The organism is Pseudomonas sp. J380, assembly GCF_009827115.1.
GTDB classification, from domain to species: domain Bacteria; phylum Pseudomonadota; class Gammaproteobacteria; order Pseudomonadales; family Pseudomonadaceae; genus Aquipseudomonas; species Aquipseudomonas paracarnis.
On record NZ_CP043060.1, the window covers coordinates 2,003,369 to 2,028,610 of the forward strand.

Here is a 25,242-nt window from a genome sequence, read left to right on the forward strand (position 1 = left end):
GCTCAGCCCTCCTTGACTGGGGTGGCGGGAGCGGTTTGGCCGCTGTCTTTCAAGGCTTTGGTGACCTCGGGCGGCATGTATTTTTCATCGTGCTTGGCCAGCACTTCGTCAGCCACTACCACGCCATCGGCGTTGAGCTTGCCCAGGGCGACAATGCCCTGGCCTTCCCGGAACAGGTCCGGGAGGATGCCGCGATAGGTGATGGTCACGGCCTTGTTGAAATCGGTGACGACGAAGGTCACGTCCAACGAATCGCCGGAACGCTTCAACGAGCCCTGCTCTACCATGCCGCCAGCGCGGATGCGCGTATCGACCGGTGCCTCGCCATTGGCGATCTGGGTGGGCGTGTAGAACAGGTTGATGTTCTGCTGCAGGGCGCTCAGGGCCAGGGTCACGGCAATGCCGACGCCGGCCAGGATGGCAAGGATGATCAACAGACGCTTTCTACGCAGCGGATTCACTTTTCGGTCTCCCGGCGCAGACGTCGCGCCTCTTGTTGCAGGTAACGCTTGCGGGCCAGGATCGGCGCGGCGACGTTGAGGGCCAGCACCGCCAGGCAGATGCCATAGGCCGTCCAGACATACAGGGCGTGGTGGCCCATGGCGAGAAAATCGCTGAAAGAAGCAAAACTCATCCGCGTGCTCCCAGGCAATTTTGCACTTCGGCTTTCACCCAACTGGTACGGGCTTCACGCTTGAGCACTTCAAGGCGCATGCGCAGCAGCAATACGGCGCCGAAGAAACAGTAGAAGCCCAGCACCATCAACAGCAACGGCGCCCACATCTCCACGGGCATCGCCGGTTTTTCGGTGAGGGTGAAGGTGGCGCCCTGGTGCAGGGTGTTCCACCACTCCACCGAGTACTTGATGATCGGGATGTTGATCACGCCGACAATCGCCAGCACCGCGCAAGCCTTGGCGGCGCTGTCACGGTTGCTGATGGCGTTGCCCAGGGCAATCAGGCCGAAATACAGGAACAGCAGGATCAGCATCGAGGTCAGGCGCGCATCCCACACCCACCACGAGCCCCAGGTCGGTTTGCCCCAGATCGCACCGGTCACCAGTGCCACGGCGGTCATCCATGCACCGATCGGCGCGGCGCATTGCAGGGCCACGTCGGCCAGCTTCATCTTCCATACCAGGCCGACGATGCCACACACCGCCAGCATCACATAGCAGGACTGGGCCAGCATCGCGGCAGGTACGTGGATATAGATGATGCGAAAGCTGTTGCCTTGCTGATAGTCCGGCGGCGCAAAGGCCAGGCCCCAGACCAGGCCAGTGCCGATCAGCAGGATGGCGGCGATACTCAACCACGGCAGCAGCTTGCCACTGATGCCATAAAACCATTTGGGCGAGCCGAGCTTGTGAAACCAGGTCCAGTTCATTGCTGTTTCCATCACGGTGCTTTTCGTCGTGGCGAAAAGCTCAGGGTCTTTACTGACTCAGCGTCATTGACGCCGGGTCAGACCTCATTATTCACCGACGCTGATTTTCAGGCCGGCGGCTATAGCAAAAGGTGTCAGGGTTACCGCCAGGGCGGTCAGGCTACCCAGCCACAAGAGGTAACCGGTCGCCGGCATACCCATGAGCGCGGCTTGCAACGCGCCACTGCCCAGGATCAACACCGGGATATACAAAGGCAGAATCAACAGGGCCAGCAACAGCCCGCCACGCTTCAAGCCGACCGTCAACGCTGCGCCCACCGCCCCCAACAGGCTGAGCACCGGCGTGCCGAGTAACAAAGACAGGAGCAGCACCGGCAGGCATTCAACGGGCAACCCAAGCATCATGGCAAGCAGTGGCGAGAGCAAGACTAGCGCCAAGCCGGAAAAAACCCAGTGTGCCAGCACCTTGGCCAGTACCAGAAGTGGCAACGGGTGCGACGAAAGGACCCACTGCTCCAGGGAACCGTCCTCGAAATCACTGCGAAACAGCCCGTCCAGCGAGAGCAGAACCGATAAAAGCGCGGCGACCCACACCAGTCCTGGGGACAAGGTTTGCAACAGTTTAGTCTCCGGACCAACCGCCAGCGGGAACAGCGCGATCACGATGGCAAAGAACACCAGCGGGTTGGCCAGTTCGGCGGGGCGACGGCACAACAGCCGGGCTTCGCGGGCGACCAACAGGGCGAACACACTCATAGCGACCACCGCCCCAGGTCCAGCTCACGGTAGCCAGCAGGCATACGCGCCAAGGTGTGGTGGGTGGTGAGCACCACCAGGCCGCCTTGCTCGCAGTGCTGGGCCAGGTGTGCTTCGAGTTGAACCACGCCTTGTTTGTCGAGGGCGGTGAAAGGTTCGTCGAGAATCCACAACGGCGGGCTGGGCAAGTACAAGCGGGCCAAGGCCACGCGGCGCTGCTGGCCGGCGGACAGGGTGTGGCAGGGAACGTCCTCAAAGCCCTTGAGGCCCACCGCGGCCAGGGCCTGCCAGATGGCGTCACGGGAAGCAGGATGATGCAGGGCGCTGAGCCAACTGAGGTTTTCTTCAGCAGTGAGTACGTCTTTGATGCCGGCGGCGTGGCCGATCCAGATCAGGTTGCGCGCCAGCTCGCTACGCTGTTCGTTCAAGGGCTTGCCGTTGAGATGCACCACGCCGGCCGTCGGCTGCATCAGCCCGGCCAGCAGGCGCAGCAGGCTGGTCTTGCCGCTGCCATTGGGGCCACTGATTTGCACCATGTCCCCACCCGTCAGCCGCAGGTCGAGTTGCTCGAACAGCAGGCGCAGGTCGCGTTCACAGGCAAGCGCTACGGCTTCAAGAAGAGGGCTGGTCAAAAGATCGCGGGCCTTTACGGTTCAAGTCGGCGGTGCAGCGGCCGTTATAGAGAGATGCACAATAACGGCTTTGGCGACCGATTTTAGAGAGCTGGATCAAATAGTTGTGAGGTTTTTACCGCTCTCTTTGCAGACGGGCGGCATTATACATGCGATGCCCTACTCTAAAGAGGGCAATTTCCCCAGAGACGATGCGCACGATGACCGGCGAGATCAACCTTCCTCCACTGCCGCCAACCTCCGCACCCGGGCCCACTCCGCTGCCTGGGGCCGGCGCATTGCTCAAACTGCTGGAGCCGCAGGCCGGGTTGATCGACCCGGGGAAAACCGTGAACGCTGAGGTCATCGCGCTTAAACAAGGCGGCGAGGCCTTTCAGTTATTGCTCAAACTGACCCTCGCCGGCGGTCGCCAGACGCTGGTGCAGGCCAGCAGCTCCCAGCCCTTGCCCCTGGGCAGCAATGTGGCGGTGAGCCAGACGCCTGCGGGCAACCTGGCCCTTACCTTGCAGCAAGCCATGAGTGCCAACGTGGCCGCCCTCACCCGCCTCGACACTAACCAAATGCAGGTAGGTACGTTGTTGCAAGCCAAGGTGCTGACCACGCAGATGCTGCCCCAGGGCACGGCGCAACCGGCGATCTATCGCTCGCTGGTGAGTGTGCTCAATAACGCCCTGGCCGGTGCCACCCTGACCCTGGAAAGCCCTCAGCCGCTGAGGGTGGGCAGCTTGCTCAGCGCCGTGGTGCAGAACGCGCAGACCCTGAAATTCGTACCGCTAAGCGGCCTGAAGGACCAACTGGCCGTGACGCAGCAACTTGCCATTCAGCAAAGTCGCCAAGGCTCGCTGGATGCGGTGTTCACCGCCTTGCAAAACCTGCCCCGTGGCGACAGCACATCGGCCGAACTGCGGGCCGCCGCCGAGCGATTGTTGGCGGCCTTGCCCGATCTGGCACAGGTCAGCAATCCCAAGGTGCTGGCCCAGGTAGTGCAGAACAGCGGCGCCTTTCTGGAAGCCAAACTGCTCGCCGGCCAGAACCCGCAAATCCCACCGTTGGACATGAAAGGCGCGCTGTTACGCCTGGTCGCAGACCTGCTGCCCGCCCTGCCCGCCAGCACCAACCTGAATGCGATCCTCGCCGCCAATACCCTGGCCCAGGTGTTGCCGCACTTTGTGCGCAGCCCGCTGAACACCCTCGGCCAGGTCGGCGCCCGGCAGATACCCGCCGGCTTCCCGCTGCCCGAAAGACTGATGGCAAAACTGGAAGGTGAAGGCGACCTGGAAAACCTGCTACGCCTGGCCGCCGGGGCGATCTCGCGCTTGCAGAGCCATCAACTGTCGAGCCTGGAACAGACCGGCACCACCGCCGACGGACGCCTGCAAACGACCTGGCAGTTGGAGATTCCCATGCGCACCCTGCAAGACATCGTGCCGTTGCAGGTCAAGTTCCAACGCGAGGAGCCCGCGCCAGACAAGGACCAGCCCGAGCGCAAGGATAAAAAAGACCCGAAACAAATGCTTTGGCGCGTCGAACTGGCCTTTGACATGGAGCCGCTGGGGCCGTTGCAAGTTCAGGCGCAGCTGTCCCAGGGCAAACTGTCCAGCCAGCTATGGGCCAGCCGCCCTTTCACGGCCAGCCTGATCGAAAGCCACTTGGGCAGCCTGCGTGAGCGCCTGGTCTCATCCGGGCTCAACGTCGGCGACCTGGATTGCCATCTGGGCACCCCGCCACGCGGGCCAAAAACCGGACTGGAGCAACGCTGGGTGGACGAAACCGCATGAAAAACGCCGACCCGCCCCGCCAGGCCATCGCCCTCAAGTACGACGGCCAACAGGCCCCTACCCTGACAGCCAAAGGCGATGATGCCCTGGCCGAAGCCATCCTCAAGCTGGCACGGGAGAATGAAGTACCGATCTATGAAAACGCCGAGTTGGTGAAGCTGCTGGCGCGCATGGAACTGGGGGACAGCATTCCGGAAGAGTTGTACCGCACGATTGCCGAGATCATTGCGTTTGCCTGGACGTTGAAGGGCAAGTTCCCGGCCGGCTACGACCCGGAGGCGGGGCCGGTGGAGCGGGATGTCACTGAGCAGGGTGACGATTACTGATTGCTCATAGGGCACATACACATCCAAATGTGGGAGCCGGCTTGGCTGCGATAGCCATCGGTACCTACACAACTTCGGCGCGACGCTGGATCTGTGGCGAGGGAGCTTGCTCCCGTGACGGCCTACCAACCGACGCAAATCTCCCTGACGCACCACGATCCAAATGTGGGAGCGCGGGGCGGCAGGTAAATAAGCGTCGGCTGGTCGGTCGTCACGGTAGCGAGCTCCCTCGCCACAGGTTTTGCGTCGTTCAGAGGTTGTGTAAATACCTATGGCTATCGCAGGCCAACCAGCTCCCACATTTTTAGCGCGCGGTCAGTTAAGGACTTCGCTCAAAGGAATGAAGTTGACCCGGTCGCCGATGGCCAGCGTGGTCCCTTCCAGCACCTCCACAAAGCCTTCAGCCCACGCCGCACTGCGCAGCACCCCGGAGCTTTGGTTGCGGTAGATGATCGCCTTGCCCTGTTCGATCCGCCCGCGCAGGTACTCGCGGCGGTTGCCGGGCTTGGGCCAGACGAACCCTGCCGGCACTTCGAAGCGCAGCGGCTGCACCTCCTGCACCCCTTGACGGCGCAGCAGATACGGGCGCGCCAGCAGCGCAAAAGTCACCAGGGTCGAGGCCGGGTTTCCCGGCAGGCCGATCACCGGCACGCCACGAAAATGCCCGAAGGTCAGCGGCTTGCCCGGTTTGATCGCCAGCTTCCACAGCGCCAGCTCACCCTCTTCCCGCAAGGCAATGCCGAGGAAGTCCGCTTCGCCCACCGACACACCGCCGGTCGAGAGGATCAGGTCTACGCTGCCCAGCCCCGCCAGGCGCGCGCGGGTCTGTTCCAGGTCATCCGGAAGGATCCCGGCATCGATCACTTCGCAGCCCATGCGCACCAGCCAACTGCACAGCACGCGGCGGTTGCTGTTGTAGATCTGCCCAGGGCCGAGCGGCAACCCTGGCTCGATCAGTTCGTCGCCGGTCGACAACACGGCCACGCGTACGCGCCGCACCACCTCGAGTCGATCACGTCCAAGAGACGCGGCCAAACCGAGTTCGATAGGGCCCAGGCGGGTGCCGGCACTGAGTACGGTCTCACCGACCGTGGTCTCTTGGCCCTGAGGCCGGATGTTGTCGCCCATCTGCAATGGCTCGGTGAAACTCACGCGCTGGTCGGTATGCACCACGGCGTTTTCCTGCATCTGCACGCAGTCAGCGCCTTGGGGCACCGGCGCGCCGGTAAAGATGCGTGCACAGGTGCCGGCCGCCAAGGGTTCAGGGGCAGTGCCGGCGAAAATCCGCTGGCTCACCACCAAGGGCTCGCCGGTCCAGTCCGCCAGGCGCACGGCGTAGCCGTCCATGGCACTGTTGGGCCACGGTGGCAGGTCGAGTGTGGAGATCAGGTCCAGGGCCAATACCCGGCCATCACACTCAGCCAGAGGCAGTACTTCCTGCTCGCGGATCGGCGCGGCGGCGGCCATGTCGAGCAAACGCTGCAGGGCTGCTTCCACCGGCATCAGGGCGCCGGTCTTGCCGGGCTTATCCACGGGATTCACAAGGTTCGGCCTGCTTCAGATGCGGGACGAAGTTGCACGGGCGGTGACGGTTATCCAACTGCTCGGCGAGGATGCCGTCCCAACCGGTGCGCACGGCATTGGTGGACCCTGGCAGGCAGCACACAAGAGTGCCATTGGCCAACCCCGCCAAGGCGCGCGATTGCACGGTGGAGGTGCCGATATCGGCCACGGAGATCTGGCGGAACAGCTCGCCAAAACCATCGACCTGCTTGTCGAGCAGGCAGCTCACCGCTTCAGGGGTACTGTCGCGACCGGTGAAGCCGGTGCCGCCGGTAATCAGCACCACCTGCACCACGTCTTCGGCGATCCAGTGGGCCACCTGGGCGCGAATCTTGTAAAGGTCGTCCTTGAGCAGCACGCGCTCGGCCAGGCGGTGGCCGGCGGCGGCAAGACGATCGACGAAGACCTGGCCGGAGGTGTCGGTCTCCAGGGTGCGGGTGTCGCTGACCGTCAATACAGCAATATTCAGGGGTACAAAGGGCGCATCGGCCTTGGCTTTCATGGCACGGTCCGGTTGTCGAAGGAACAGCCCGATGTTATATCACAGGCCCCTGTTTCCCTGCCGCAGCGCAACCACCATGACGTTTGAATTTTCTTCCCTGCCGTGTTCGATCCTGTTGCTGGCCGGTGGTCGCGGCCAACGCATGGGCGGGCAGGACAAAGGGCTGCTGGAATGGCAAGGCCAGCCCTTGATCGCCCACCTGCACCAGTTGGCCCGGCCGCTCACCGATGACCTGATCATCTCGTGCAACCGCAACCATGAACGCTACGCGCTCTATGCCGACCAACAGGTGAGCGATGACAACCCGGGCTTCCCCGGCCCGCTGGCAGGTATCCGTGCAGGACTCTTCGCCGCACGCCATGAGCATCTGCTGATATTGCCTTGCGATGTGCCGCAGATCGATGCGCGACTGCTCGCCGACCTGCGTGCGACCGCACGACGCAATCGGCAGCTACCGGTGATGGTGCGCCAGGGTGACTTCTGGGAACCCTTGCTGTGCGTCATCCCCACTCGCCTGAAAAACCAGGTGGAACAGGCGTGGCAAGCGGGGGAGCGCAGCCCGCGCAAGCTGTGGCTGCAACTGGGTGCCGTGGCGCTGGAATGTCCGGCCGATGACCCGCGCCTGGCCAATCTTAATACGCCCGAGCTGTTGCACCCCGGGGCTGGCATGTCAGAATGAACCCTGCACAAGGAACTTTGCCGGCGTCCCGTACGTCACAAGGTCAGCAATTTAAAAGTATTCTCTCGGAGACAAACTCATGACTCAACGGACCATCGCCGCTCTCATGCTTGCACTGGGCCTCGCTACCCTCGCCGGTTGCGCTTCGCCAACAGTGATCACCCTGAATGACGGTCGCGAAATCCAGGCCGTCGACACCCCGAAGTACGATGAAGATTCGGGCTTCTACGAATTCGAACAACTGGACGGCAAGCACACCCGTATCAATAAAGATCAGGTTCGCACCGTTAAAGACCTGTAAGCCTCAGCGCTTGCACACAAGGCCCGCCTAGCGCGGGCCTTGTTGTTCCTGGGGTTTACCAGTCCAGGGTGATCTGGCTGCGAAAGCTGCGTTGTTCACCGCTTACCGGGTCGATAAAGCGCACGCCCTGGGCCAGTAGCTTGAGTGGCTTGGCGTAATCGTCCTCGGCATCCTTGATCACTTCGGGGTAGAACGGGTCATTACAGATGCTCGCCCCGAGCGCCGTCATATGCACGCGCAGCTGGTGCTTCTTGCCGGTCACCGGGAACAGGCCGTAGCGCCATAGATCAGCGTTTTTCTCGCGCACCTCTACCGCCGTCTCGGTGTTGCTGGCACCCGGCCCTTCCTGCATGCGAAAGAAAGGTTCGCCATCCACCAAACGGCTTTTGTGCACCAACGGGAAGCTGAGGTGCGGCAAGGCCGGAGCGATGGCTTCATAGAATTTGTCGATACGTCGCGTGGGAAACAATTGCTGATAGGCCGAACGGCTGTGCGGGTTGGCGGAGAACAGCACCAACCCCGCCGTATGTCGGTCGATGCGATGCAGGGGCACCAGGGCGGGATTGTCCAGGCGCCGGATCAAGCGTCGCAACAAGGTGTGCTCGACGTATTCGCCAGCGGGTGTCACTGGCAGGAAATGCGGTTTGTCCGCCACCACCAGGTGCTCATCCGCGTACAGGATGTTTTCCAGCACCGGAATCACTTTCTCGTTGGGCACTTCGCGAAAGTAATAGATGCACAAGCCTTCCTTGTAGCCCAGGCCCAGGCTGATCGGGCTGCCATTGACATCCAGCACCCGGCCGCGCGCAATGCGGTCCAACCATTGTTCGCGGTCGATGGCCGGAAAGTGTGCGCACAGGCAATCGAGCACCGTCACCCAGGAGCCCGGCGGCAAGTACAGGGTGCTGGCTTGGTGCTGGGAGGGGGAAAAAATGGAAGTGGGCATGCCGACGCTCAAAGCCTGGAAAACAGGCGGGCATTATCGCCCATGGCGCGCGATTGCCTAGGGCCTATCTCAGGCCTTGGCCAGTTGAGCTCGCAGCACCGGCGAGGCGCTTGCCGCCTCGGTGAATTCCTTGAGCCAGCGCAGCACGTCCACCGCATCCCAACGACCCGGGTCATACAACGCGTAGAGCAAGCCCTGATAACCCACCACATCCAGCTGCTTGTGATAACCGGCGCGCTGGAACAGCGCCTCGATTTCCGCGAAGCAGGTGTTGAAATGCACTTTGTTAAACGGCGTCTTGCCTTCCGTGACCAGGCCATCGAGGCGCAGTTCGTTCACCGCGTCACGCACCACATCGGCGGACATGCGATTGACGCTGCTTTTAAGTTGTTCAACATTCACCACGGGCGTTCCCTCTATTCAATCGCTGTACGAATATACAGTAACTTAATATTTGGAAAGCCGCCATCGCATAAATCTCAGCGCAGGAAGGTAACCACCTGCGCGGTGTCGAACGGCCAGTCCAGTTCCGCCCCGGTGTCCGTGCGGCGAAGCACCGGAATCCGCAGGCCGTAGATGTCTGTCAGGTCCTCCGGATCGGCGATATCCACCAACTCCACCAACAGCCCGTGTTCGACGAGCGGCATGACTTCGGCTTCGGCGATCTCACACAAATGGCAACCCAGGGTGCCGAACAGCTGGCATTCAGGAAGCATGATGAAAGGACTCGAACAAGAAACGAACATCCATTCTAATCCCAACAAGCCCCTGTAGGAGCGAGCTTGCTCGCGAAAAACTCCCGCGCGCCGCGTTCACTCAGGAACCCCGCGTTATCGTTGACGTTTTTCGCGAGCAAGCTCGCTCCTACGGCGCAAAAAGCCTGATCCAGATCACCATGGCCTATAACTGATTCAGCGATTCTTGCGGCTTTTTGCCGCTCGCCCTGCAACGGAGATGCCTGTGTTCGCCAACCTGCTGATTATTCTGGCCTCATCCCTGGTGGTGATTGCACTGTTTCGCCGGCTGCAGCTGCCGCCCGTGCTGGGCTACCTGTGCGTAGGCCTGGCAGTGGGCCCCACCGCGCTGGACTGGGTCAATGACAACGAAGACCTGCCGGACCTGGCCGAGATGGGTGTGGTGTTCCTGCTGTTTTCCCTGGGGCTTGAGTTTTCCCTGTCGAGAATGTTGGCGCTGCGCAGCGTGGTATTTGGCCTGGGCAGCCTGCAAGTGCTGGGGTGCGGGGCATTGCTGGGCGCGTTATTGATGAGCTTTGGCCTCGCACCTGGCGTCGCGTTGTTACTGGGCGCAGGGCTGGCGTTATCGTCCACCGCCATTGTCAGCAAGGAGTTGACCAGCCTGGGTGAAGTCTTCAGCAGTCATGGGCAGAATGCGATCGGCGTGTTGCTGTTCCAGGATGTCGTAGCGGTGTTGCTGCTGACATTGGTACCGGTATTTGCCGGCAGCAGCGACCAAGCCTGGTACTGGGCGCTGCCGCTGACCTTGGGCAAGACCGTGGTGCTGTTCGTGGGCCTGTTGTTCGCCAGCCGCTGGTTGCTGCCGCGCCTGTTCCGTGAAGTCGCCGCGTCTCATTCGGCGGAACTGTTTGTGCTGCTGGCGCTGGTGATTGTCTTGCTCACCGCCTGGCTCACCCACCTGCTGGGCCTGTCCCCTGCCCTCGGTGCATTCCTGGCCGGCATGCTGCTGGGGGAAAGTCATTACCGACACCAGATCGAAGCCGATATCCGCCCGTTTCGCGACATCCTGCTGGGGCTGTTTTTTGTCAGCATCGGCATGCTCATCGATCTGCAGTTGTTCGTCAGCCACAGCCTGTTGATCCTCGGCCTGACGCTCACGCTGATGCTGGTCAAAGGCAGCGTCGTCGCGGCGCTGGTCAAGTGGCGTAACAGTGACACCGAAACAGCCTGGCGCAGCGGTCTGGCGCTGGCCCAGGGCGGCGAGTTTTGTTTTGCGCTGATGGCGCAGATGCAGCAGAGCCGGTTGATTCCCGATGAGTTCAACGGCCTGCTACTGGCTGCCACCTTCTGCTCGATGCTGCTGACACCGCTGCTGTTACGTGCGGCACCGGCCATCGCGCTGCGCCTGCATCGCAAGCCCAACCAGCAAGTGCAACTGGAACACATCACCGCGCTCAACGCTCAATTGCACGGACACGTGGTGATTTGCGGGTATGGCCGGGTAGGCCAGTCCATCGGGCGCTTTATGCGCCGCGAACAACAGGCGTTTATCGCCCTGGATGATGACCCCGAACGGGTGCAGGAAGCCGCCACCGAGGACAGCAGTGTGCATTACGGCGACTGCCGCCGTGGTGCATTGCTCAGCGCCGTCGGCCTGGAACGGGCGCGGTTGGCGGTGATCGCGGTGGACAACAGCGATGTCGCCCTGGTGGTGCTCAAGGAGGCGCGGCAGATCAACCCAGACGTGCCGATCCTGGTGCGCACACGCGATGACAGCCAGTTGGCTGAACTCAAGGCCGCGGGCGCCAGCGAGGTGGTGCCCGAGTTGCTGGAGTCGAGCCTGATGCTCGCCTCCCACGCCCTGATCCTGCTGGGCCTGCCGGACCAACAGGTGCAGGCGCGAGTGAATGAAGTACGGCGCAACCACTATCGCCTGCTGCACGGTTTCTACCCACCGCCACACACTGACGAAGACGCGCCGATCAGTCCTGACTGACCGCGCCGATCTTGTGGATCGACAGGTCCGCACCGTAATACTCCTGTTCCTGGCTCAAGCGCAGCCCTTGCACGCGCTTGATCACGCCGTACACCAGCAAGCCGCCGCCAAATGCTACCGCCACGCCCAGCCCGGTGCCGATCAACTGGCTGATCAGGCTCACGCCGCCCAGTCCACCCAGGGCAGCCTGCCCGAAGATGCCGCAGGCAATGCCGCCCCACACGCCACACAAGCCATGCAACGGCCACACGCCCAGCACGTCGTCGATCTTCCAGCGCACCTGGGCAGCGATAAAGCACCACACGAACAAGCCGCCAGCGACCACGCCCGTGACCAGCGCGCCCACCGGATGCATCAGGTCGGAACCGGCGCAGACTGCCACCAACCCGGCCAACGGACCGTTGTGCAGAAAACCGGGATCGTTACGGCCAATTACCAGGGCAGCCACGGTGCCGCCGACCATGGCCATCAGCGAATTGACGGCCACCAGACCACTGACGCCATTGAGGGTTTGCGCGCTCATCACGTTAAAGCCGAACCAGCCCACGATCAGAATCCACGAGCCCAGCGCCAGGAAAGGAATGCTCGACGGCGCAAACGCCACCAGGCGCCCTTCACGATAACGCCCATTGCGCGGGCCCAGCAGCAACACCGCCGCCAGCGCCAGCCAGCCGCCCATGGCGTGAACAACCACGGAACCGGCAAAGTCGTGGAAGCTGGCGCCAAAGGTTGCGAGCAGCCATGCTTGCAGGCCAAGGTTGCCGTTCCATACCAGGCCTTCGAAGAACGGGTAGATAAACGCCACGATCAGCGCGGTGGCACACAGTTGCGGGGCAAACTTCGCACGCTCGGCAATCCCGCCGGAAATAATTGCCGGAATCGCCGCGGCAAACGTCAGCAGGAAGAAAAACTTCACCAGGCCGTAGCCATGATCGGCGCTGATCACCGCGGCCGGTTGCAGGAAGCTCACCCCGTAGGAGATCCAATAGCCTATAAAGAAATAGGCCAGCGTTGAAATCGCGAAATCACTGAGGATTTTCGACAAGGCGTTGACTTGGTTCTTCTGCCGTACCGTGCCAACTTCAAGGAAGGCAAAGCCGGCGTGCATGGCCAGCACCATGACCGCGCCAATCAGAATGAACAAGGTATTGGAGCTGTGGACGAGGGTGTCCACCGCGCTTTGCAAGTTTTCCATGGAGGTTGGCAGGCCTGCATCAAGGCAAAAAGCACCAAAGCGGTTCAAGCCAGGGTTAAGCGCACTAAATTGGCACCGCCGGCTCCGCCTTTCTTCAGAGGGCGTGAACCGCTTTAGCGCAGCGATCAACACAACAGGCCGTTGCCGAAAGGGTTTTTCCGCGAAATTAAGTGATTTAGGGTAAGGTTTTCCAAGGTTTTCACCTCGACCGCCCGGATTCAGCGCAGGCTCCAAGGCCTGCGCACCAAGGCAAAGCAAAAGCTGTACCACACAATTGCAATGAACCTTCAGCGAACGCCGCGACTCGAAACCACACGTACAGATCAGCTACCCACGGAGATAACCATGGCCGGTAAAACAGCAAAGACTGCTCAAGAGATACTGATGGAGGATTTTCAAACCCTGGTCAGCGATACCGAAAAGCTGCTGGACGACACTGCCGTGCTGGCCGGTGACCAGGCTGACGAGTTGCGCACCAAGATCCACGAGAGCCTGCTCAAGGCCCGCGAGACCCTGCAACTGACCGAAGACTCATTGCGCGAGCGCGGCCAGGCGGCAATCACCGCCACCGAAGACTACCTGCAAGCCAACCCATGGCAGTCAGTCGGCATTGCTGCCGGCGTAGGCTTTTTGATCGGTCTATTGGCTACAAGGCGCTAACCATGTCTATCGGCGAATCCAGCTCATCCACGAGCGCACATTCCTCAGCAAGCGGTTCAACTTCCCGACGCCTGGGCGCAGCTGTGCTGGGCTTGCTGCACAGTCATGTCGAGTTGTTCGGCATTGAATTACAAGAGCAAAAGGCCCGTACCGTCAGCCTTTTGCTATTTGCCGGCCTGGCATTGGTGTTTGCCCTGCTGTTGCTGGTGGGGTTGTCGACGCTGGTGATGATCCTGGTGTGGGACACGGGCTATCGCCTGACCGGCATCATCTGCCTCTGCGTGTTCTACAGCCTGGCCGCTGCGTTCTGCGGTGTGCGCTTGAAGGCGGCGGTATTCGATGAGTCCACGCCCTTCCACGCCACGCTCGAAGAACTGGCCAATGACCGGGAGCGCCTGCTGCCATGAGCATGACTGAAATCCCGCAAAATACTTCTCGCCGGGAAATGCGCAAAGCCTTGATTCGCCTGCGCATGGAAATGCACCGCCAGGAAATCCGTCATGAGTCCCAACAACTCATGGCGCCCCTGCACAAAATGCGCAACATGCGCCACAACTGGCAGGACAGCCTGGGCATCAAGCACGCGCCGTTGTGGGGTGTGGCGGCGGTTACGCTGATGGGCTTCTTTACCGGCAAGGGCGCCAAGGGCGGCAGTATCAGCAGCATCACGCGCCTGGTGCGGCTGGGTGCCGGCTTGATCCCCCTGATCAAGTTGGCCATGCAAGGCTCTTCGCGCAAAAGCTGACCCTCGTTAGCCGATGACCGCAATGACCAGACACCTGCTGGTCATTGCGGTTTTTTGCGCTGCCTGTTAATTGATACCGACGCGGCCGACCGCTGGATTCGCCTGCCCTTGAAGGCCGAACCGGGAAGCTGGAACTGTCATTCACACTACGGAGAGCCTGCGCCTTGGATTGGCCCACCCTGCTAACCCGCGAACGTCTTGGAAAACCCCTGCACAGCCCTGAAGAACTGGGCCGCAGCCCCTTCCACAAAGATCACGACCGCATTATTTTCTCCGGCGCATTCCGGCGCCTGGGACGCAAGACCCAAGTGCATCCGGTTTCGAGCAACGACCATATCCACACACGCTTGACCCACTCCCTGGAAGTCAGCTGCGTGGGGCGCTCACTCGGCATGCGCGTGGGCGAAACCCTGCGCAGCGCCCTGCCCGACTGGTGCGACCCCAGCGACCTGGGCATGGTGGTGCAATCGGCCTGCCTGGCCCATGACATCGGCAACCCGCCATTCGGGCATTCCGGCGAAGACGCCATTCGCCACTGGTTCCAACAGGCCGCCGGGCGAGGTTGGCTGGATGGCATGAGCAGCGCCGAACGCAATGACTTCCTTAACTTCGAAGGCAATGCCCAGGGCTTTCGGGTACTCACCCAACTTGAATACCACCAGTTCGACGGCGGCACGCGGCTGACCTACGCCACCTTGGGCACGTACCTCAAATACCCCTGGACTGCCCGTCACGCCGACTCGCTGGGCTACAAGAAACACAAGTTCGGCTGTTACCAGAGCGAGTTGCCAATTCTTGAGCAGATCGCCCACAAGCTTGGCTTGCCCCAGTTAGAGGAACAACGGTGGGCGCGTCACCCGCTCGTCTACCTGATGGAGGCAGCCGACGACATCTGCTACGCGTTGATCGACCTGGAAGATGGCCTGGAAATGGAGCTTCTGCAGTACAGCGAAGTGGAGTCGTTGTTGCTCGACCTGGTCGGTGATGACCTGCCACAAACCTATCGCCAGCTGGGCCCATTGGACTCTCGCCGACGCAAGCTGGCGATCCTGCGTGGCAAAGCCATCGAGCACCTGACCAATGCGGCTGCGCAGGCGTTTGTCGAACAGCAGGACGCCCTGCTGGCCGGCACGCTGCAGGGAGACCTGGTGGAGCATATGCACGGCCCGGCAAAGCGCTGCGTGCTGGATGCCAAAGACATGGCGCGCAAGAAAATTTTCCAGGACAAGCGCAAGACATTGCATGAAATCGGCGCTTACACCACCTTGGAAATCCTGCTGAACGCGTTCTGCGGCGCGGCCCTTGAACAACATGGCGGGCGAACACCGTCGTTCAAGAATCGGCGCATTCTCGATTTGCTGGGCAACAGCGCGCCGGACCCCGCCTGGCCACTGCACGCCTCGTTCCTGCGAATGATCGACTTCATTGCCGGTATGACCGACAGCTACGCCACCGAAATGGCACGGGAAATGACTGGGCGTTCCAGCCCTCAGTAACGCTTGCATCCGACCGCCTGTTCCCTGAAACGAATTGCCCTACGATGGGAACAGAGCGGACTGATCGAATTCGTACAAGCATCCGAAGAATAATCACGCGTTCCCAACCGACCGAGCAATTCTACTGCCCCCATCGACGCTTGCCTCACTGTGTGCTTTCTATGCCCAGATACTCTCTTCGTATTCTTTTGGTGGAGGATCACCCGTTTCAACTTCTGGCCACCCAATGCCTGCTCAACAGCTTCGGCTTCGATCAACTGACTGCGGTGGAAAACGCAGAGCAGGCCATACGCACAATGAGCCAGTCCGAACATCCCTTTGACCTGATGTTGTGCGACCAATGCCTGCCCGACCTGCCCGGACTTGAACTAGTGGAAATCGCCAGCCGTCGGCGCTTCATTACCAGCGCTATTCTGTTAAGCGGGTTACCCACGCCAGAACTGATGAGCCCGACAAAACAAGCCTCGCAACGAAGTCTTCCGTTTCTTGGCTATTTATCAAAACCGTTGAACAAGGACGAACTTGAAAAGTTAATCGGCTTAACTTTTACCCCCCCTACGTAGGACTTTAAACATCTTCTTCGACGAAATACGCTACGAAGCCCGCCGTAAAAACTCAAGCCTATCACCATGCCACGATTGCGTTTGAAACGCTCACATGCTCTGTCACGACTACCCATCAACTTGTAGGCGTATACCTTTTTAATTGTAGGAACTTTCCTGTTTTGCATCTACTGCTCGTGCGCTTCATGCCGTGCCCTTATCTTCTGAGCTAATGTGCCCGCTTTATTTGCACCTGCATGGAATGTGATTATGAACTCAGTTTTTATTATCGATGACCACCCCGTTATCCGGCTTGCTATTCGAATGTTGCTGGAGCACGAAGGTTACAAGGTCGTCGGCGAAACAGACAACGGGGGCGATGCCATACAAATGGTCCGTGAGTGCCTTCCAGACTTGGTGATTCTGGATATCAGCATCCCGAAACTCGACGGTCTCGAGGTGCTCTGCCGATTCAATGCCATGAACACCTCCATGAAGACCCTGGTGCTCACGGCCCAGTGCCCAACGCTATTTGCTACGCGGTGCATGCGTTCGGGCGCCGAAGGCTATGTGTGCAAGGAGGGTGACCTGAGCGAATTGCTGAGCGCCATTCGCGCTGTCCTGTCCGGCTACAACTACTTCCCCAGCCAGGCATTGAGTGGCCCCGGAGCCGAAGGCATGGATGTCCAGGAGCTGGAACTGTTCAAGTCAGTTAATGACCGAGAGTTGATGGTCCTGCAACTTTTTGCGCAAGGTCGCACTAACAAGGAAATTGCCAAAGGTATGTTTTTAAGCAACAAGACGGTCAGTACTTATAAAAAGAGACTCATGCAGAAACTCAAAGCCAAATCCTTGGTAGAACTCATCGAGATGGCAAAACGAAACGCGCTAGTGTGAGAAAGCGGATGCCCAGGCGTATAAAGGACTATCTGATTATATTAAGTGCCGGTTTGTACTTCAGCACTACCGTGCTGGCGGAGCACCAAACCAGCCCGGAACGTTTCACCCTCTTGAGTCGTGCGGGAGCTGTTCAACTGGACACTCATTTTGACAAGGCCCAGCGCCAGTGGCTGCAGAACAAACGTGAACTCACGCTGGGGACATCCACACCTGATTACCCGCCCTTCGACCTCACTTCCAGCGGCCATGACTACGAAGGCCTTACCGCCGACTACGCAGGATTACTGGCCAAGGCACTCTCCCTGCCAATCAATGTGATGCGCTACCCCTCCCGAGCGGCGGCCATTCGCGCCCTGGAAGACGGGGAAATTGACCTGCTGGGCTCCTCAAACGGGTTTGAAGCTGCGACGCCAAATCTTATCCTCTCCGAACCTTATGCCGTGGACCAGCCGGTGCTGGTCACGCGCGAGGGAGAAACCCGCAGCCTCAGCGAAGGCCTCGATGGGTTGCGCCTGAGCCTTGTCTATCACTACCTGCCGCTCAATGAGGTGGAGAAGCTGTACCCCAAGGCGAGCATCCGCGCCTACCCGTCCTATCAGAATGCCTTGAATGCAGTGGCCTTCGACCAGGCGGATGTGTTTCTCGGTGACACCATTTCCACCCATTACATGATCAACAAGGGCTATCTCAAGAACATTCGCATGGCCAACTTCGGCAAACATGAAGCTTATGGTTTCAGTTTTGCCGCGCGCCAGGACAACCGGATGCTCCTCAGCATTGTCGATTCAGCCCTGGCCTCAGTGCCCATCAACGAAAGGGACAGTATTGCCAAGCGCTGGAGCGCCGGCAGCGACATCCTGCTGACCGACAAGAAGCTGCAACTGACCCAGCGCGAAGAGCGCTGGCTCAAAGAGCATCCGGTGGTCACCGTGGTCGTCAACGAAACTTTCGCGCCCCTGACGTTCTTCGATGCAGACGGCAACTTTCGCGGCATCACCGCCGACTTGCTTGAGTTGATTCGCTTGCGCACCGGCCTGCGTTTTTCGGTGCAGCGCGGGCGCGATGTCAGCGCGATGATCGACCAGGTCGCGACCCAGAAAGTCGATATGATCGGTGCCATCGTGCCCAGCAACGAACGAGATTCGCAGCTTAATTTCAGCCGCCCCTACCTGGAAAACTCCTATGTATTGTTGACACGCAGAGAGCAAGGTGCCCCCTCGAACATGGAGCAGATGGCAGGAAAGCGTCTGGCAATCACCCGAGGCAACCCACTGGCCGCGACCTTGAGCAAAGACTTCCCGCAGGTTCAACTGGTGGAAACCAGTGATACGTTCAGAGCATCGGAGCTGCTAGCACAGGGACAAGTGGATGGGGCAGTGAATACCTTGGTGATCGCCAACTATTTCCTGTCATCCCAGGTCTTCCAGGATAAATTGCAAATAAGCGCCAGCATCGGCACGACCCCAGCGACCTTCTCTCTTGCTACCTCGCGCCAAGCCACGGAGTTGAGCTCGATACTCGACAAGGCGCTGCTCAGCATTGCCCCGGATGAAATGGGCGTAATCAACAGTCGCTGGCGTGGCTACACCGCCGCATCGGACAGCTACTGGCGTAATTACCATCAACTGATCGCGCGAATCATCATCGGCACCGGGCTGTTGCTGTTGATATCCCTAGCCTGGAACGCCTACATGCGTCGCCAGATCAAGCATCGAAAAATGGCCGAACGTGCCCTCAACGATCAGTTCGAGTTCATGCGTGCACTGGTCAATGAGACGCCCCATCCGATCTACGTGCGCGACCGCAATGGGTTGTTGCAGACCTGTAACGACAGCTACCTGCAGGTGTTCGACGTCAAGCGCGAAGAGGTGATCGGCAAAAGCGTGACCCAGATGACCATGGCGCTGGCGTCGGAGGCAGCCCAGTATCATGCTGACTATCTGCGTGTGGTGGCCGAGGGTAACCCGCTGATCCTCGATCGCAGCCTGCATATCCACGACAAGAAACTGACCATCTATCACTGGATCCTTCCCTACCGCGACTCTACGGGTGAAGTCCAGGGCATCATCGGTGGCTGGATCGATATCAGTGACCGACGCCAGCTATTCGATGAACTACGCGCTGCCAAGGAGCGCGCCGACGAAGCCAACCGCGCCAAGAGCACGTTCCTGGCTACCATGAGCCACGAGATTCGTACCCCGATGAACGCTGTGATCGGCATGCTCGAACTGACGCTCAAGCGCGCCGACCAAGGACACCTTGACCGTCCGGCGATCGAGGTGGCGTACAACTCGGCCAGAGACCTGCTGGAGCTGATCGGTGACATTCTCGACATCGCGCGTATCGAGTCCGGCCGCCTCAGCCTGGCGCCGGAGCGCGTCAACCTGCGGGAGGTAATTGAATCAGTGGTGCGCGTCTTCGACGGTCTCGCACGGCAGAAAACCCTCAGCCTGCTGCTGGAGTTCAAACCCGACCTGAACGATATCGAGGTGCTGATAGACCCGCTGCGCTTCAAGCAGGTGCTATCGAACCTTGTGAGCAACGCGATCAAGTTCACCGAACAAGGGCAGGTCAAGATCAAGGTCGAGCTGCAGCCTACCCAGGCCCCGGAGCAGATCGAGCTGAAACTGGTGGTGGAAGACACCGGCATCGGCATCAGCCGGGATGACCAACAACGCCTGTTCGAACCCTTTGCCCAGGCGGACAACTCAGGGCAACTGGCGCGCAGTGGCGCGGGCCTGGGTCTGGTGATCTGCCGCAGCCTGTGCGCGATGATGGGCGGCCAATTGAGCCTGAGCAGCGTGCCCATGGTCGGCACCCAGGTGCACGTCAACCTGAGCATGCCTCGCCTGCAAGCGATCCAGGCGGTGGGTGAACACACGCCGCCAACGCCGGCCACCGCACGGGTGCTTAACGTACTGGTGGTAGACGACCATCCGGCGAATCGCCTGCTGATGTGCCAGCAATTGGGCTACCTGGGGCATAAATTCATCGCTGCCGAGCACGGAGCCGCAGGGTTCCAGGCCTGGCGTAAAGAGCATTTCGACCTGGTAATTGCCGACTGCAACATGCCCATCATGAATGGCTACGAACTGAGTCGTTCAATCCGTGAATATGAGCAACGCGAACAATTGGTGCCCTGCGTGGTACTGGGCTTTACCGCCAACGCCCAGCCGGAGGAAAGGCAACGGTGCGTGCAAGCCGGCATGGATGACTGCCTGTTCAAACCCATCAGCCTTACCGTATTAGAGCGCCAACTGGCACATATCGCCCCTGAAACCGTGCCCCAACGGCTGGACCTCGAATGCCTGGAAGCGCTGACCGGCGGTGATCCACAGTTGAGCCGACGCTTGCTGGAGGAGCTGCTGAGCAGCAGCCTTCACGACCGCAAGGTCCTTATCGAACTGCGGGATCGACACGCGCCCCCCTCGGACATCATTGAGCAAGCCCACAAGATCAAGGGTGCCGCCCGCATCGTTCAAGCCCATTCGTTGGCGGGGCAATGCGAAGCCTTGGAGCAAACCTGTTCTCGCAATGAGGAGTGGGCCGTGATCGAAAGCGGCATCAGGGCCCTGGAACAGCTCATGCTGGAATTGGAGAAGATGCTGCGGGTTCAACTCGATGAACTGCAAGCCCCATAGCACCAGGGCCCGTCGTGGCGGGAGCGAGCAAATGCGCTCCTACCGCGACCAGCATAAGTACCCACTGCTTCAGCAGTCGGTCAACTGCAGGAAAATCTCCGCCAGCCGCTCAATCCCCTCCTGGTCCTGAGGGGTAAAGCGGCCCAGCAATGGGCTGTCGAGGTCAAGGACACCAATCAGTTGGCCGTCCTTGACCAATGGCACCACCAATTCACTGTTCGAAGCGCTGTCGCAGGCGATATGGCCTGGGAACGCGTGCACGTCCTCCACGCGCTGGGTTTTCCGTGAGGCCGCAGCCGCACCACACACGCCGCGACCAAACGGAATGCGCACACAGGCGATCTGCCCCTGAAAGGGCCCAAGCACCAGCTCTTCGTTACGATTGAGATAAAAGCCAGCCCAGTTCAAGTCATCCAACTGGTTGAACAGGAACGCGGAAAACTGCGCACTGTTGGCAATAAAATCGCGCTCATCAGCCAGCAATGACTCCAGTTGCGCGCAGAGCATGGCATAGCCATCAAGGCCGCTGCCGGCCTGTTGTAAATCGATCATGGTTGACGTTCCAGCAATTTAAGACCCACCCAGTAACGGGCGAATTGATAGGCGCACCGGCCATTGCGGTTGCCGCGCCCAGTGGCCCAACGCACCGCGAGAACGTCAAGCTGCTCATCGCGCTGCCACTGCAAGCCGGCCTTGCTGGCCAACTCACCGATCCAGTGTTCCACCACATCCAGGAAATGCTCCTGGGTAAAGGGGTAGAACGACAACCACAAGCCAAAACGATCCGATAAGGCAATCTTGTCTTCAACCGCCTCGCTCGGGTGCAATTCGCCGTCCACGCGTTTCCAGTTGTCATTGTCGCTCTGGTTTTCCGGCACAAGGTGGCGACGGTTGGACGTGGCGTACAGCAGCACGTTTTCCGGCGCCTGTTCCAGGGAACCATCCAGCACGCTCTTGAGCACGCGATAGTCACCTTCGCCGGCCTCGAACGATAGGTCATCGCAAAACAAAATGAAGCGTTGTGGTAGCTTGACCAGTTGCTCGACCACCCGCGGCAGGTCAGCCAGGTGGTCACGCTCGATCTCGATAAGACGCAGGCCGGCGTTAGCGTGCTGGGCGAGCAAGGCCCGGACCATGGAAGACTTGCCGGTGCCACGCGAACCCCATAACAGGGCGTGGTTGGCGGGTAACCCATCAAGGAACTGTTGGGTGTTGCGCGCCAGTTGTTCACGTTGTTTGTCGACACCGATCAGGTCCGACAGGCGCATGTCCAGGCTCACTTCCAACGGTAACAGGAAGCCATTGCGACCTTCGCGCTGCCAGCGGGCGGCCAGGCATTGGTGCCAGTCGATCGCCTGGCGTGGGGCGGGTAACAACGGTTCCAGGCGAGCCAGCACCGCATCGGCGCGCTCAAGAAAGGCATTCAATCGAGAATCCACAGCTATTCCTCTGGCAACTTCTTGCAAAAGATGGCGTATTGGCAACCCTGCGGCAAACTGTAGGGCTGCATCAAACAAACGATTCATGCCGGGCGAGCCAAAGCTTGTGGATGTTCAGCTATGCTTGCCGGGCGAAGGGAAACGCTAAGTGGTTCAACACTCGATGGATATCAAGTTCGCCCACCGCTTGTCTTATAAACAAGCCAGATTGACTGTGCTGGTCGGTTTCGTCTTGGGAACCCTGCTCAGTCTGATCCAAATCGGCATTGATTATGCCAGTGAAGACGCATCCATCAACCGTGAAATACGCTCACTGATTGAAATCAGCCATAACCCGGCGTCAAGAATCGCCTACAACATCGATGCCGAACTCGCCCAGGAACTGACCTTGGGCCTGCTGCACTCCCCCGCCATCATCCGCGCGCAGTTGATCGACAACAATGGCGTGGTGCTGGCCGACGTCAACCGTCCGCGCAAGGAAAGCAACTATCGGCCGGTCAGCGATTTTCTGTTTGGTGCCAATCGCCAATTCGAAGACCGACTGTTTCTCAGCCATATGCCCAACGACTCCCTTGGTGTGCTACGCCTGGACGTCGATACTTATGCCTTTGGCAGCCGTTTCCTGCATCGCGCCGAGATCACTCTGCTCAACGGCTTCGCCCGCAGCCTGCTGCTCACCGGGATTTTGCTCGGCCTGTTCTACGTAATGCTCACCCAACCGCTGGTGCGCATTATCCGCGAGCTGAGCACACGCAAACAGGCGCGCCTGGATTGCCCACCGGGGCATGAACACGATGAAATCGGCGTGCTGGTCAGCGTCGCCAACCAACAATTCGAAAACATGGAAACCGAGATCCAGCAACGGCGCCATGCCGAAGATCGCCTCACGGAGTATCTGGGGCAACTGGAAAATATCGTTTCTGCGCGCACCCTCGAACTCAAGGCCAGCAACCAACGCTTGAGCCAGTCCAACGATGAGCTGGAGGCGGCGAAAATGACTGCGCTGGGCATGGCTCAGGCACGGGCAGCATTCCTGGCCAATATGAGCCATGAAATTCGCACGCCGCTCAATGGGTTGCTGGGCATGATTGCCCTCTCACTGGATAGCCCGCTGACCGCCGAACAGCGCCAGCAACTGTCCATTGCCCATGACTCAGGCAAAGTGCTGGTGGAGTTGCTCAACGATATTCTTGACCTGTCCAAGTTCGACGCCGGCCAGCTGGAACTGGAGCATATCCCGTTCGACCTGGGTTCATTGGTGGAAGATACCGCCAACCTGCTCTCGCAAAATGCCGCTCCGAGCGTGGAGCTGACCTGCCTGATCGACCCGCAATTTCCCGCCCAGGTGGTCGGCGACCCTACCCGTGTGCGGCAGATCGTCAGTAACTTGCTCTCCAACGCCTTGAAGTTCACCCGCTTTGGCCGCGTCGATGTGCGCCTGCGCGCCCTAGACGGCCGGGTCAGCATTGAAGTGTGCGATACCGGCATTGGCATCGCCCAGGAAGCCCAGGTGAAAATCTTCCAGCCGTTCACCCAGGCCGGCGCTGGCATTACCCGCCAGTTTGGCGGGACGGGATTGGGCCTGGCGTTGACTCATAACCTGTGCGAAGCCATGCAAGGCCGCTTGAGTATCAGCTCGGAGGTGGGCTTTGGCAGCCAGTTCTGCGCCGACCTCCCACTGCCCGCGCATTTGCCTGCCATGCGCTATGCACCGCTCACGGGCAAGGTGATCGCCATCACCAACGCCGGCGGCGGGCTGACGGAGCTGCTCACCACGCTATTGCCCTCTTGGGGGCTGACACCGCGCTGCTATTCCCAGGACGATGATTTGAGCGGGCTGGCGCCCGACCTGTTGATCACCGACTGCCCTGAATGCTTGTTCCGCTTGCGCCCGGGCATCAGCGCGCCGATTCTGCTGGTTACCGCCTATGGCAACTTTTTGCCCAGCGAAGAAGTCACGGCCCTGGCGCCGCTGCAGCAACAAGCGCGCCCATTGAGCCGCAACGCGCTGTACCAGATCCTGCAACGCAACCTGCGCAGCGGCGCGCAACTGGTGCTCGACCCGGTCCAGATAGAAACCGCTCCGCTTGCGCACCGCGCGCGCATCCTGCTGGTGGAGGACAACGCGGTCAATCAACTGGTGGCCAAGGGCATGCTCAGCAAGCTCGGGTGTGAGGTGATCGTCGCGGCCCATGGCGGCGAAGCCCTCAAGCTTCTGGAGGACCAGCGCTTCGACTTGGTGTTGATGGACTGCAACATGCCTGTGATGGATGGCTATGAGGCCAGCCGACAAATTCGCCGGAGCGGGCGTTGGCCGGACTTGCCCATTGTTGCCTTGACCGCCAACGCGATGGCCGAAGAACGCGAGCGTTGCCGGGCCGCTGGAATGAACGATTACCTGGCCAAGCCGTTTCGCCGTGAAGAACTCAACGCCTTACTGGAACTGTGGGTACCGAAGACAACCAGCCTCTGATGGGTACCCGCAATATTGCGGTCATTTGAGCAGGGCTTCGATCTCCTGGGTCAAGTCCTGGGGCTTGGTGGTTGGCGCAAAACGCTTGACCTGCTTGCCATCACGGCCAATGAGAAACTTGGTGAAGTTCCACTTGATGTTCTTGGAACCTAGCAGCCCCGGGGCCTGTTTTTTCAACTGCACAAACAACGGGTGGGCATCGCTGCCATTGACGTCGATTTTCTTGAACAGCGGAAAACTGACACCGAAGTTCAGCTCGCAGAACTCGGATATCGCGCCTTCATTGCCGGGTTCCTGCTTGCCGAACTGGTTGCAGGGAAAGCCGAGCACCACCAGGCCCTGGTCCTTGTATTGCTGCCAAAGTTGCTCGAGGCCCTTGTACTGCGGTGTGAAGCCGCATTTGCTCGCGGTGTTGACCACCAGAATGGCCTTGCCGGCAAAGTCGGCCAAGGTCTTTTGCTCACCCTTGATGGTGGTGCAAGGGATGCTCAGCAGGGAGTCGCTCATGGCAATGCCTCAAGTCAGGGAAAGAAGAGCCTTATTTGTAGGAGCGAGCTTGCTCGCGAAAAACTATCAGACGCCGCGTTCATT

At 60.0% G+C, this 25,242-nt stretch carries 27 protein-coding genes; 13 read left to right on the forward strand and 14 right to left on the reverse strand.

The window, feature by feature from the left end; translation table 11 throughout:
• Positions 1-2: 2 nt before the first annotated feature.
• The 5 genes from ccmE to ccmA all read right to left on the reverse strand — a co-directional run bounded on the left by ccmE (position 3) and on the right by ccmA (position 2,774).
• Complete coding sequence (gene ccmE, locus FXO12_RS08855; protein WP_014717703.1) at positions 3-461, reverse strand: cytochrome c maturation protein CcmE; 459 nt, start codon at positions 459-461, stop codon at positions 3-5.
• A complete protein-coding gene (ccmD, locus tag FXO12_RS08860; protein ID WP_034127174.1) occupies positions 458-634 on the reverse strand; it encodes a heme exporter protein CcmD in 177 nt (58 codons plus the stop codon). The genes ccmE and ccmD overlap by 4 nt, the downstream gene beginning before the upstream one ends.
• Entirely contained in the window at positions 631-1,386 is a 756-nt protein-coding gene (locus FXO12_RS08865; RefSeq protein ID WP_054899080.1) for a heme ABC transporter permease, read from the reverse strand. The genes ccmD and FXO12_RS08865 overlap by 4 nt, the downstream gene beginning before the upstream one ends.
• An 87-nt stretch (positions 1,387-1,473) precedes the next feature.
• Positions 1,474-2,142 (reverse strand): heme exporter protein CcmB, encoded by a 669-nt coding sequence (gene ccmB, locus FXO12_RS08870; protein ID WP_014717701.1) that lies wholly within the window; start codon positions 2,140-2,142, stop codon positions 1,474-1,476.
• The gene (gene ccmA / locus FXO12_RS08875; RefSeq protein ID WP_057976690.1) at positions 2,139-2,774 is read right to left on the reverse strand and encodes a cytochrome c biogenesis heme-transporting ATPase CcmA; all 636 of its coding nucleotides are present in this window, start codon (positions 2,772-2,774) and stop codon (positions 2,139-2,141) included. Before ccmA ends, ccmB begins: the two co-directional genes overlap by 4 nt.
• A 200-nt stretch (positions 2,775-2,974) precedes the next feature.
• Between ccmA and FXO12_RS08880 the strand changes: the two genes are divergently transcribed.
• Both FXO12_RS08880 and FXO12_RS08885 read left to right on the forward strand, forming a co-directional pair.
• Positions 2,975-4,552, forward strand: a complete 1,578-nt coding sequence (locus tag FXO12_RS08880; protein ID WP_057976689.1) for a flagellar hook-length control protein FliK — start codon at positions 2,975-2,977, stop codon at positions 4,550-4,552.
• Positions 4,549-4,878, forward strand: coding sequence for an EscU/YscU/HrcU family type III secretion system export apparatus switch protein (locus tag FXO12_RS08885; RefSeq protein ID WP_034127170.1), 330 nt, complete (start codon positions 4,549-4,551; stop codon positions 4,876-4,878). Before FXO12_RS08880 ends, FXO12_RS08885 begins: the two co-directional genes overlap by 4 nt.
• Before the next feature lie 315 nt (positions 4,879-5,193).
• On the opposite strand, the gene glp is transcribed toward FXO12_RS08885, so the two are convergent.
• Positions 5,194-6,420: a gephyrin-like molybdotransferase Glp gene (gene glp, locus FXO12_RS08890; protein WP_057976687.1), complete on the reverse strand. Its 1,227-nt coding sequence runs from the start codon at positions 6,418-6,420 to the stop codon at positions 5,194-5,196.
• A complete protein-coding gene (gene moaB / locus FXO12_RS08895) occupies positions 6,404-6,943 on the reverse strand; it encodes a molybdenum cofactor biosynthesis protein B (protein WP_057976686.1) in 540 nt (179 codons plus the stop codon). Before moaB ends, glp begins: the two co-directional genes overlap by 17 nt.
• A 76-nt stretch (positions 6,944-7,019) precedes the next feature.
• Between moaB and mobA the strand changes: the two genes are divergently transcribed.
• Positions 7,020-7,622 (forward strand): molybdenum cofactor guanylyltransferase MobA, encoded by a 603-nt coding sequence (gene mobA / locus FXO12_RS08900; RefSeq protein ID WP_057976736.1) that lies wholly within the window; start codon positions 7,020-7,022, stop codon positions 7,620-7,622.
• A 79-nt stretch (positions 7,623-7,701) separates the two neighbouring features.
• Positions 7,702-7,923, forward strand: a complete 222-nt coding sequence (locus FXO12_RS08905) for a YgdI/YgdR family lipoprotein (protein ID WP_003189935.1) — start codon at positions 7,702-7,704, stop codon at positions 7,921-7,923.
• A 55-nt stretch (positions 7,924-7,978) separates the two neighbouring features.
• Here FXO12_RS08905 and FXO12_RS08910 read toward each other — a convergent pair whose 3' ends face one another.
• The 3 genes from FXO12_RS08910 to FXO12_RS08920 form a co-directional block, all read right to left on the reverse strand.
• Positions 7,979-8,869, reverse strand: coding sequence for a pseudouridine synthase (locus FXO12_RS08910; RefSeq protein ID WP_057976684.1), 891 nt, complete (start codon positions 8,867-8,869; stop codon positions 7,979-7,981).
• A gap of 69 nt (positions 8,870-8,938) precedes the next feature.
• On the reverse strand, positions 8,939-9,274 hold the full coding sequence (locus FXO12_RS08915) for a hypothetical protein (RefSeq protein ID WP_057976682.1): 336 nt from the start codon (positions 9,272-9,274) through the stop codon (positions 8,939-8,941).
• 74 nt (positions 9,275-9,348) lie between these two features.
• Positions 9,349-9,585 (reverse strand): glutaredoxin family protein, encoded by a 237-nt coding sequence (locus FXO12_RS08920; protein ID WP_057976679.1) that lies wholly within the window; start codon positions 9,583-9,585, stop codon positions 9,349-9,351.
• 238 nt (positions 9,586-9,823) lie between these two features.
• Between FXO12_RS08920 and FXO12_RS08925 the strand changes: the two genes are divergently transcribed.
• Complete coding sequence (locus FXO12_RS08925; protein ID WP_034127165.1) at positions 9,824-11,560, forward strand: monovalent cation:proton antiporter-2 (CPA2) family protein; 1,737 nt, start codon at positions 9,824-9,826, stop codon at positions 11,558-11,560.
• Here FXO12_RS08925 and FXO12_RS08930 read toward each other — a convergent pair.
• On the reverse strand, positions 11,547-12,755 hold the full coding sequence (locus FXO12_RS08930) for an ammonium transporter (RefSeq protein WP_057976677.1): 1,209 nt from the start codon (positions 12,753-12,755) through the stop codon (positions 11,547-11,549). The two genes, FXO12_RS08925 and FXO12_RS08930, sit on opposite strands and share 14 nt — an antisense overlap.
• A gap of 345 nt (positions 12,756-13,100) precedes the next feature.
• On the opposite strand from FXO12_RS08930, the gene FXO12_RS08935 reads away from it, so the two are divergent.
• The 7 genes from FXO12_RS08935 (at position 13,101) to FXO12_RS08965 (ending at position 20,739) form a co-directional block, all read left to right on the forward strand.
• Positions 13,101-13,415 carry a YqjD family protein gene (locus FXO12_RS08935; protein ID WP_057976675.1) on the forward strand — a complete coding sequence of 105 codons (315 nt, stop codon included), beginning with the start codon at positions 13,101-13,103 and terminating at the stop codon, positions 13,413-13,415.
• 2 nt (positions 13,416-13,417) lie between these two features.
• Positions 13,418-13,822, forward strand: coding sequence for a phage holin family protein (locus tag FXO12_RS08940; protein WP_005786473.1), 405 nt, complete (start codon positions 13,418-13,420; stop codon positions 13,820-13,822).
• Positions 13,819-14,160: a hypothetical protein gene (locus FXO12_RS08945; RefSeq protein ID WP_034127163.1), complete on the forward strand. Its 342-nt coding sequence runs from the start codon at positions 13,819-13,821 to the stop codon at positions 14,158-14,160. The genes FXO12_RS08940 and FXO12_RS08945 overlap by 4 nt, the downstream gene beginning before the upstream one ends.
• Before the next feature lie 164 nt (positions 14,161-14,324).
• Positions 14,325-15,656 carry a deoxyguanosinetriphosphate triphosphohydrolase gene (locus tag FXO12_RS08950; protein WP_034127162.1) on the forward strand — a complete coding sequence of 444 codons (1,332 nt, stop codon included), beginning with the start codon at positions 14,325-14,327 and terminating at the stop codon, positions 15,654-15,656.
• A gap of 161 nt (positions 15,657-15,817) precedes the next feature.
• Positions 15,818-16,219 (forward strand): response regulator, encoded by a 402-nt coding sequence (locus FXO12_RS08955; RefSeq protein ID WP_160049604.1) that lies wholly within the window; start codon positions 15,818-15,820, stop codon positions 16,217-16,219.
• 249 nt (positions 16,220-16,468) lie between these two features.
• A complete protein-coding gene (locus FXO12_RS08960; RefSeq protein ID WP_057976672.1) occupies positions 16,469-17,095 on the forward strand; it encodes a response regulator transcription factor in 627 nt (208 codons plus the stop codon).
• Between the two features lie 8 nt (positions 17,096-17,103).
• Positions 17,104-20,739, forward strand: a complete 3,636-nt coding sequence (locus tag FXO12_RS08965; protein WP_060772680.1) for a transporter substrate-binding domain-containing protein — start codon at positions 17,104-17,106, stop codon at positions 20,737-20,739.
• Positions 20,740-20,808: 69 nt separating this feature from the next.
• Here FXO12_RS08965 and FXO12_RS08970 read toward each other — a convergent pair whose 3' ends face one another.
• Entirely contained in the window at positions 20,809-21,291 is a 483-nt protein-coding gene (locus FXO12_RS08970) for a GAF domain-containing protein (RefSeq protein ID WP_054897893.1), read from the reverse strand.
• The gene (locus tag FXO12_RS08975; protein WP_034127157.1) at positions 21,288-22,178 is read right to left on the reverse strand and encodes an ATP-binding protein; all 891 of its coding nucleotides are present in this window, start codon (positions 22,176-22,178) and stop codon (positions 21,288-21,290) included. The genes FXO12_RS08970 and FXO12_RS08975 overlap by 4 nt, the downstream gene beginning before the upstream one ends.
• A gap of 163 nt (positions 22,179-22,341) precedes the next feature.
• Between FXO12_RS08975 and FXO12_RS08980 the strand changes: the two genes are divergently transcribed.
• Entirely contained in the window at positions 22,342-24,651 is a 2,310-nt protein-coding gene (locus FXO12_RS08980; RefSeq protein ID WP_057976657.1) for a response regulator, read from the forward strand.
• Between the two features lie 21 nt (positions 24,652-24,672).
• Here FXO12_RS08980 and FXO12_RS08985 read toward each other — a convergent pair whose 3' ends face one another.
• The gene (locus tag FXO12_RS08985) at positions 24,673-25,158 is read right to left on the reverse strand and encodes a glutathione peroxidase (RefSeq protein WP_034127155.1); all 486 of its coding nucleotides are present in this window, start codon (positions 25,156-25,158) and stop codon (positions 24,673-24,675) included.
• Positions 25,159-25,242: the final 84 nt, after the last annotated feature.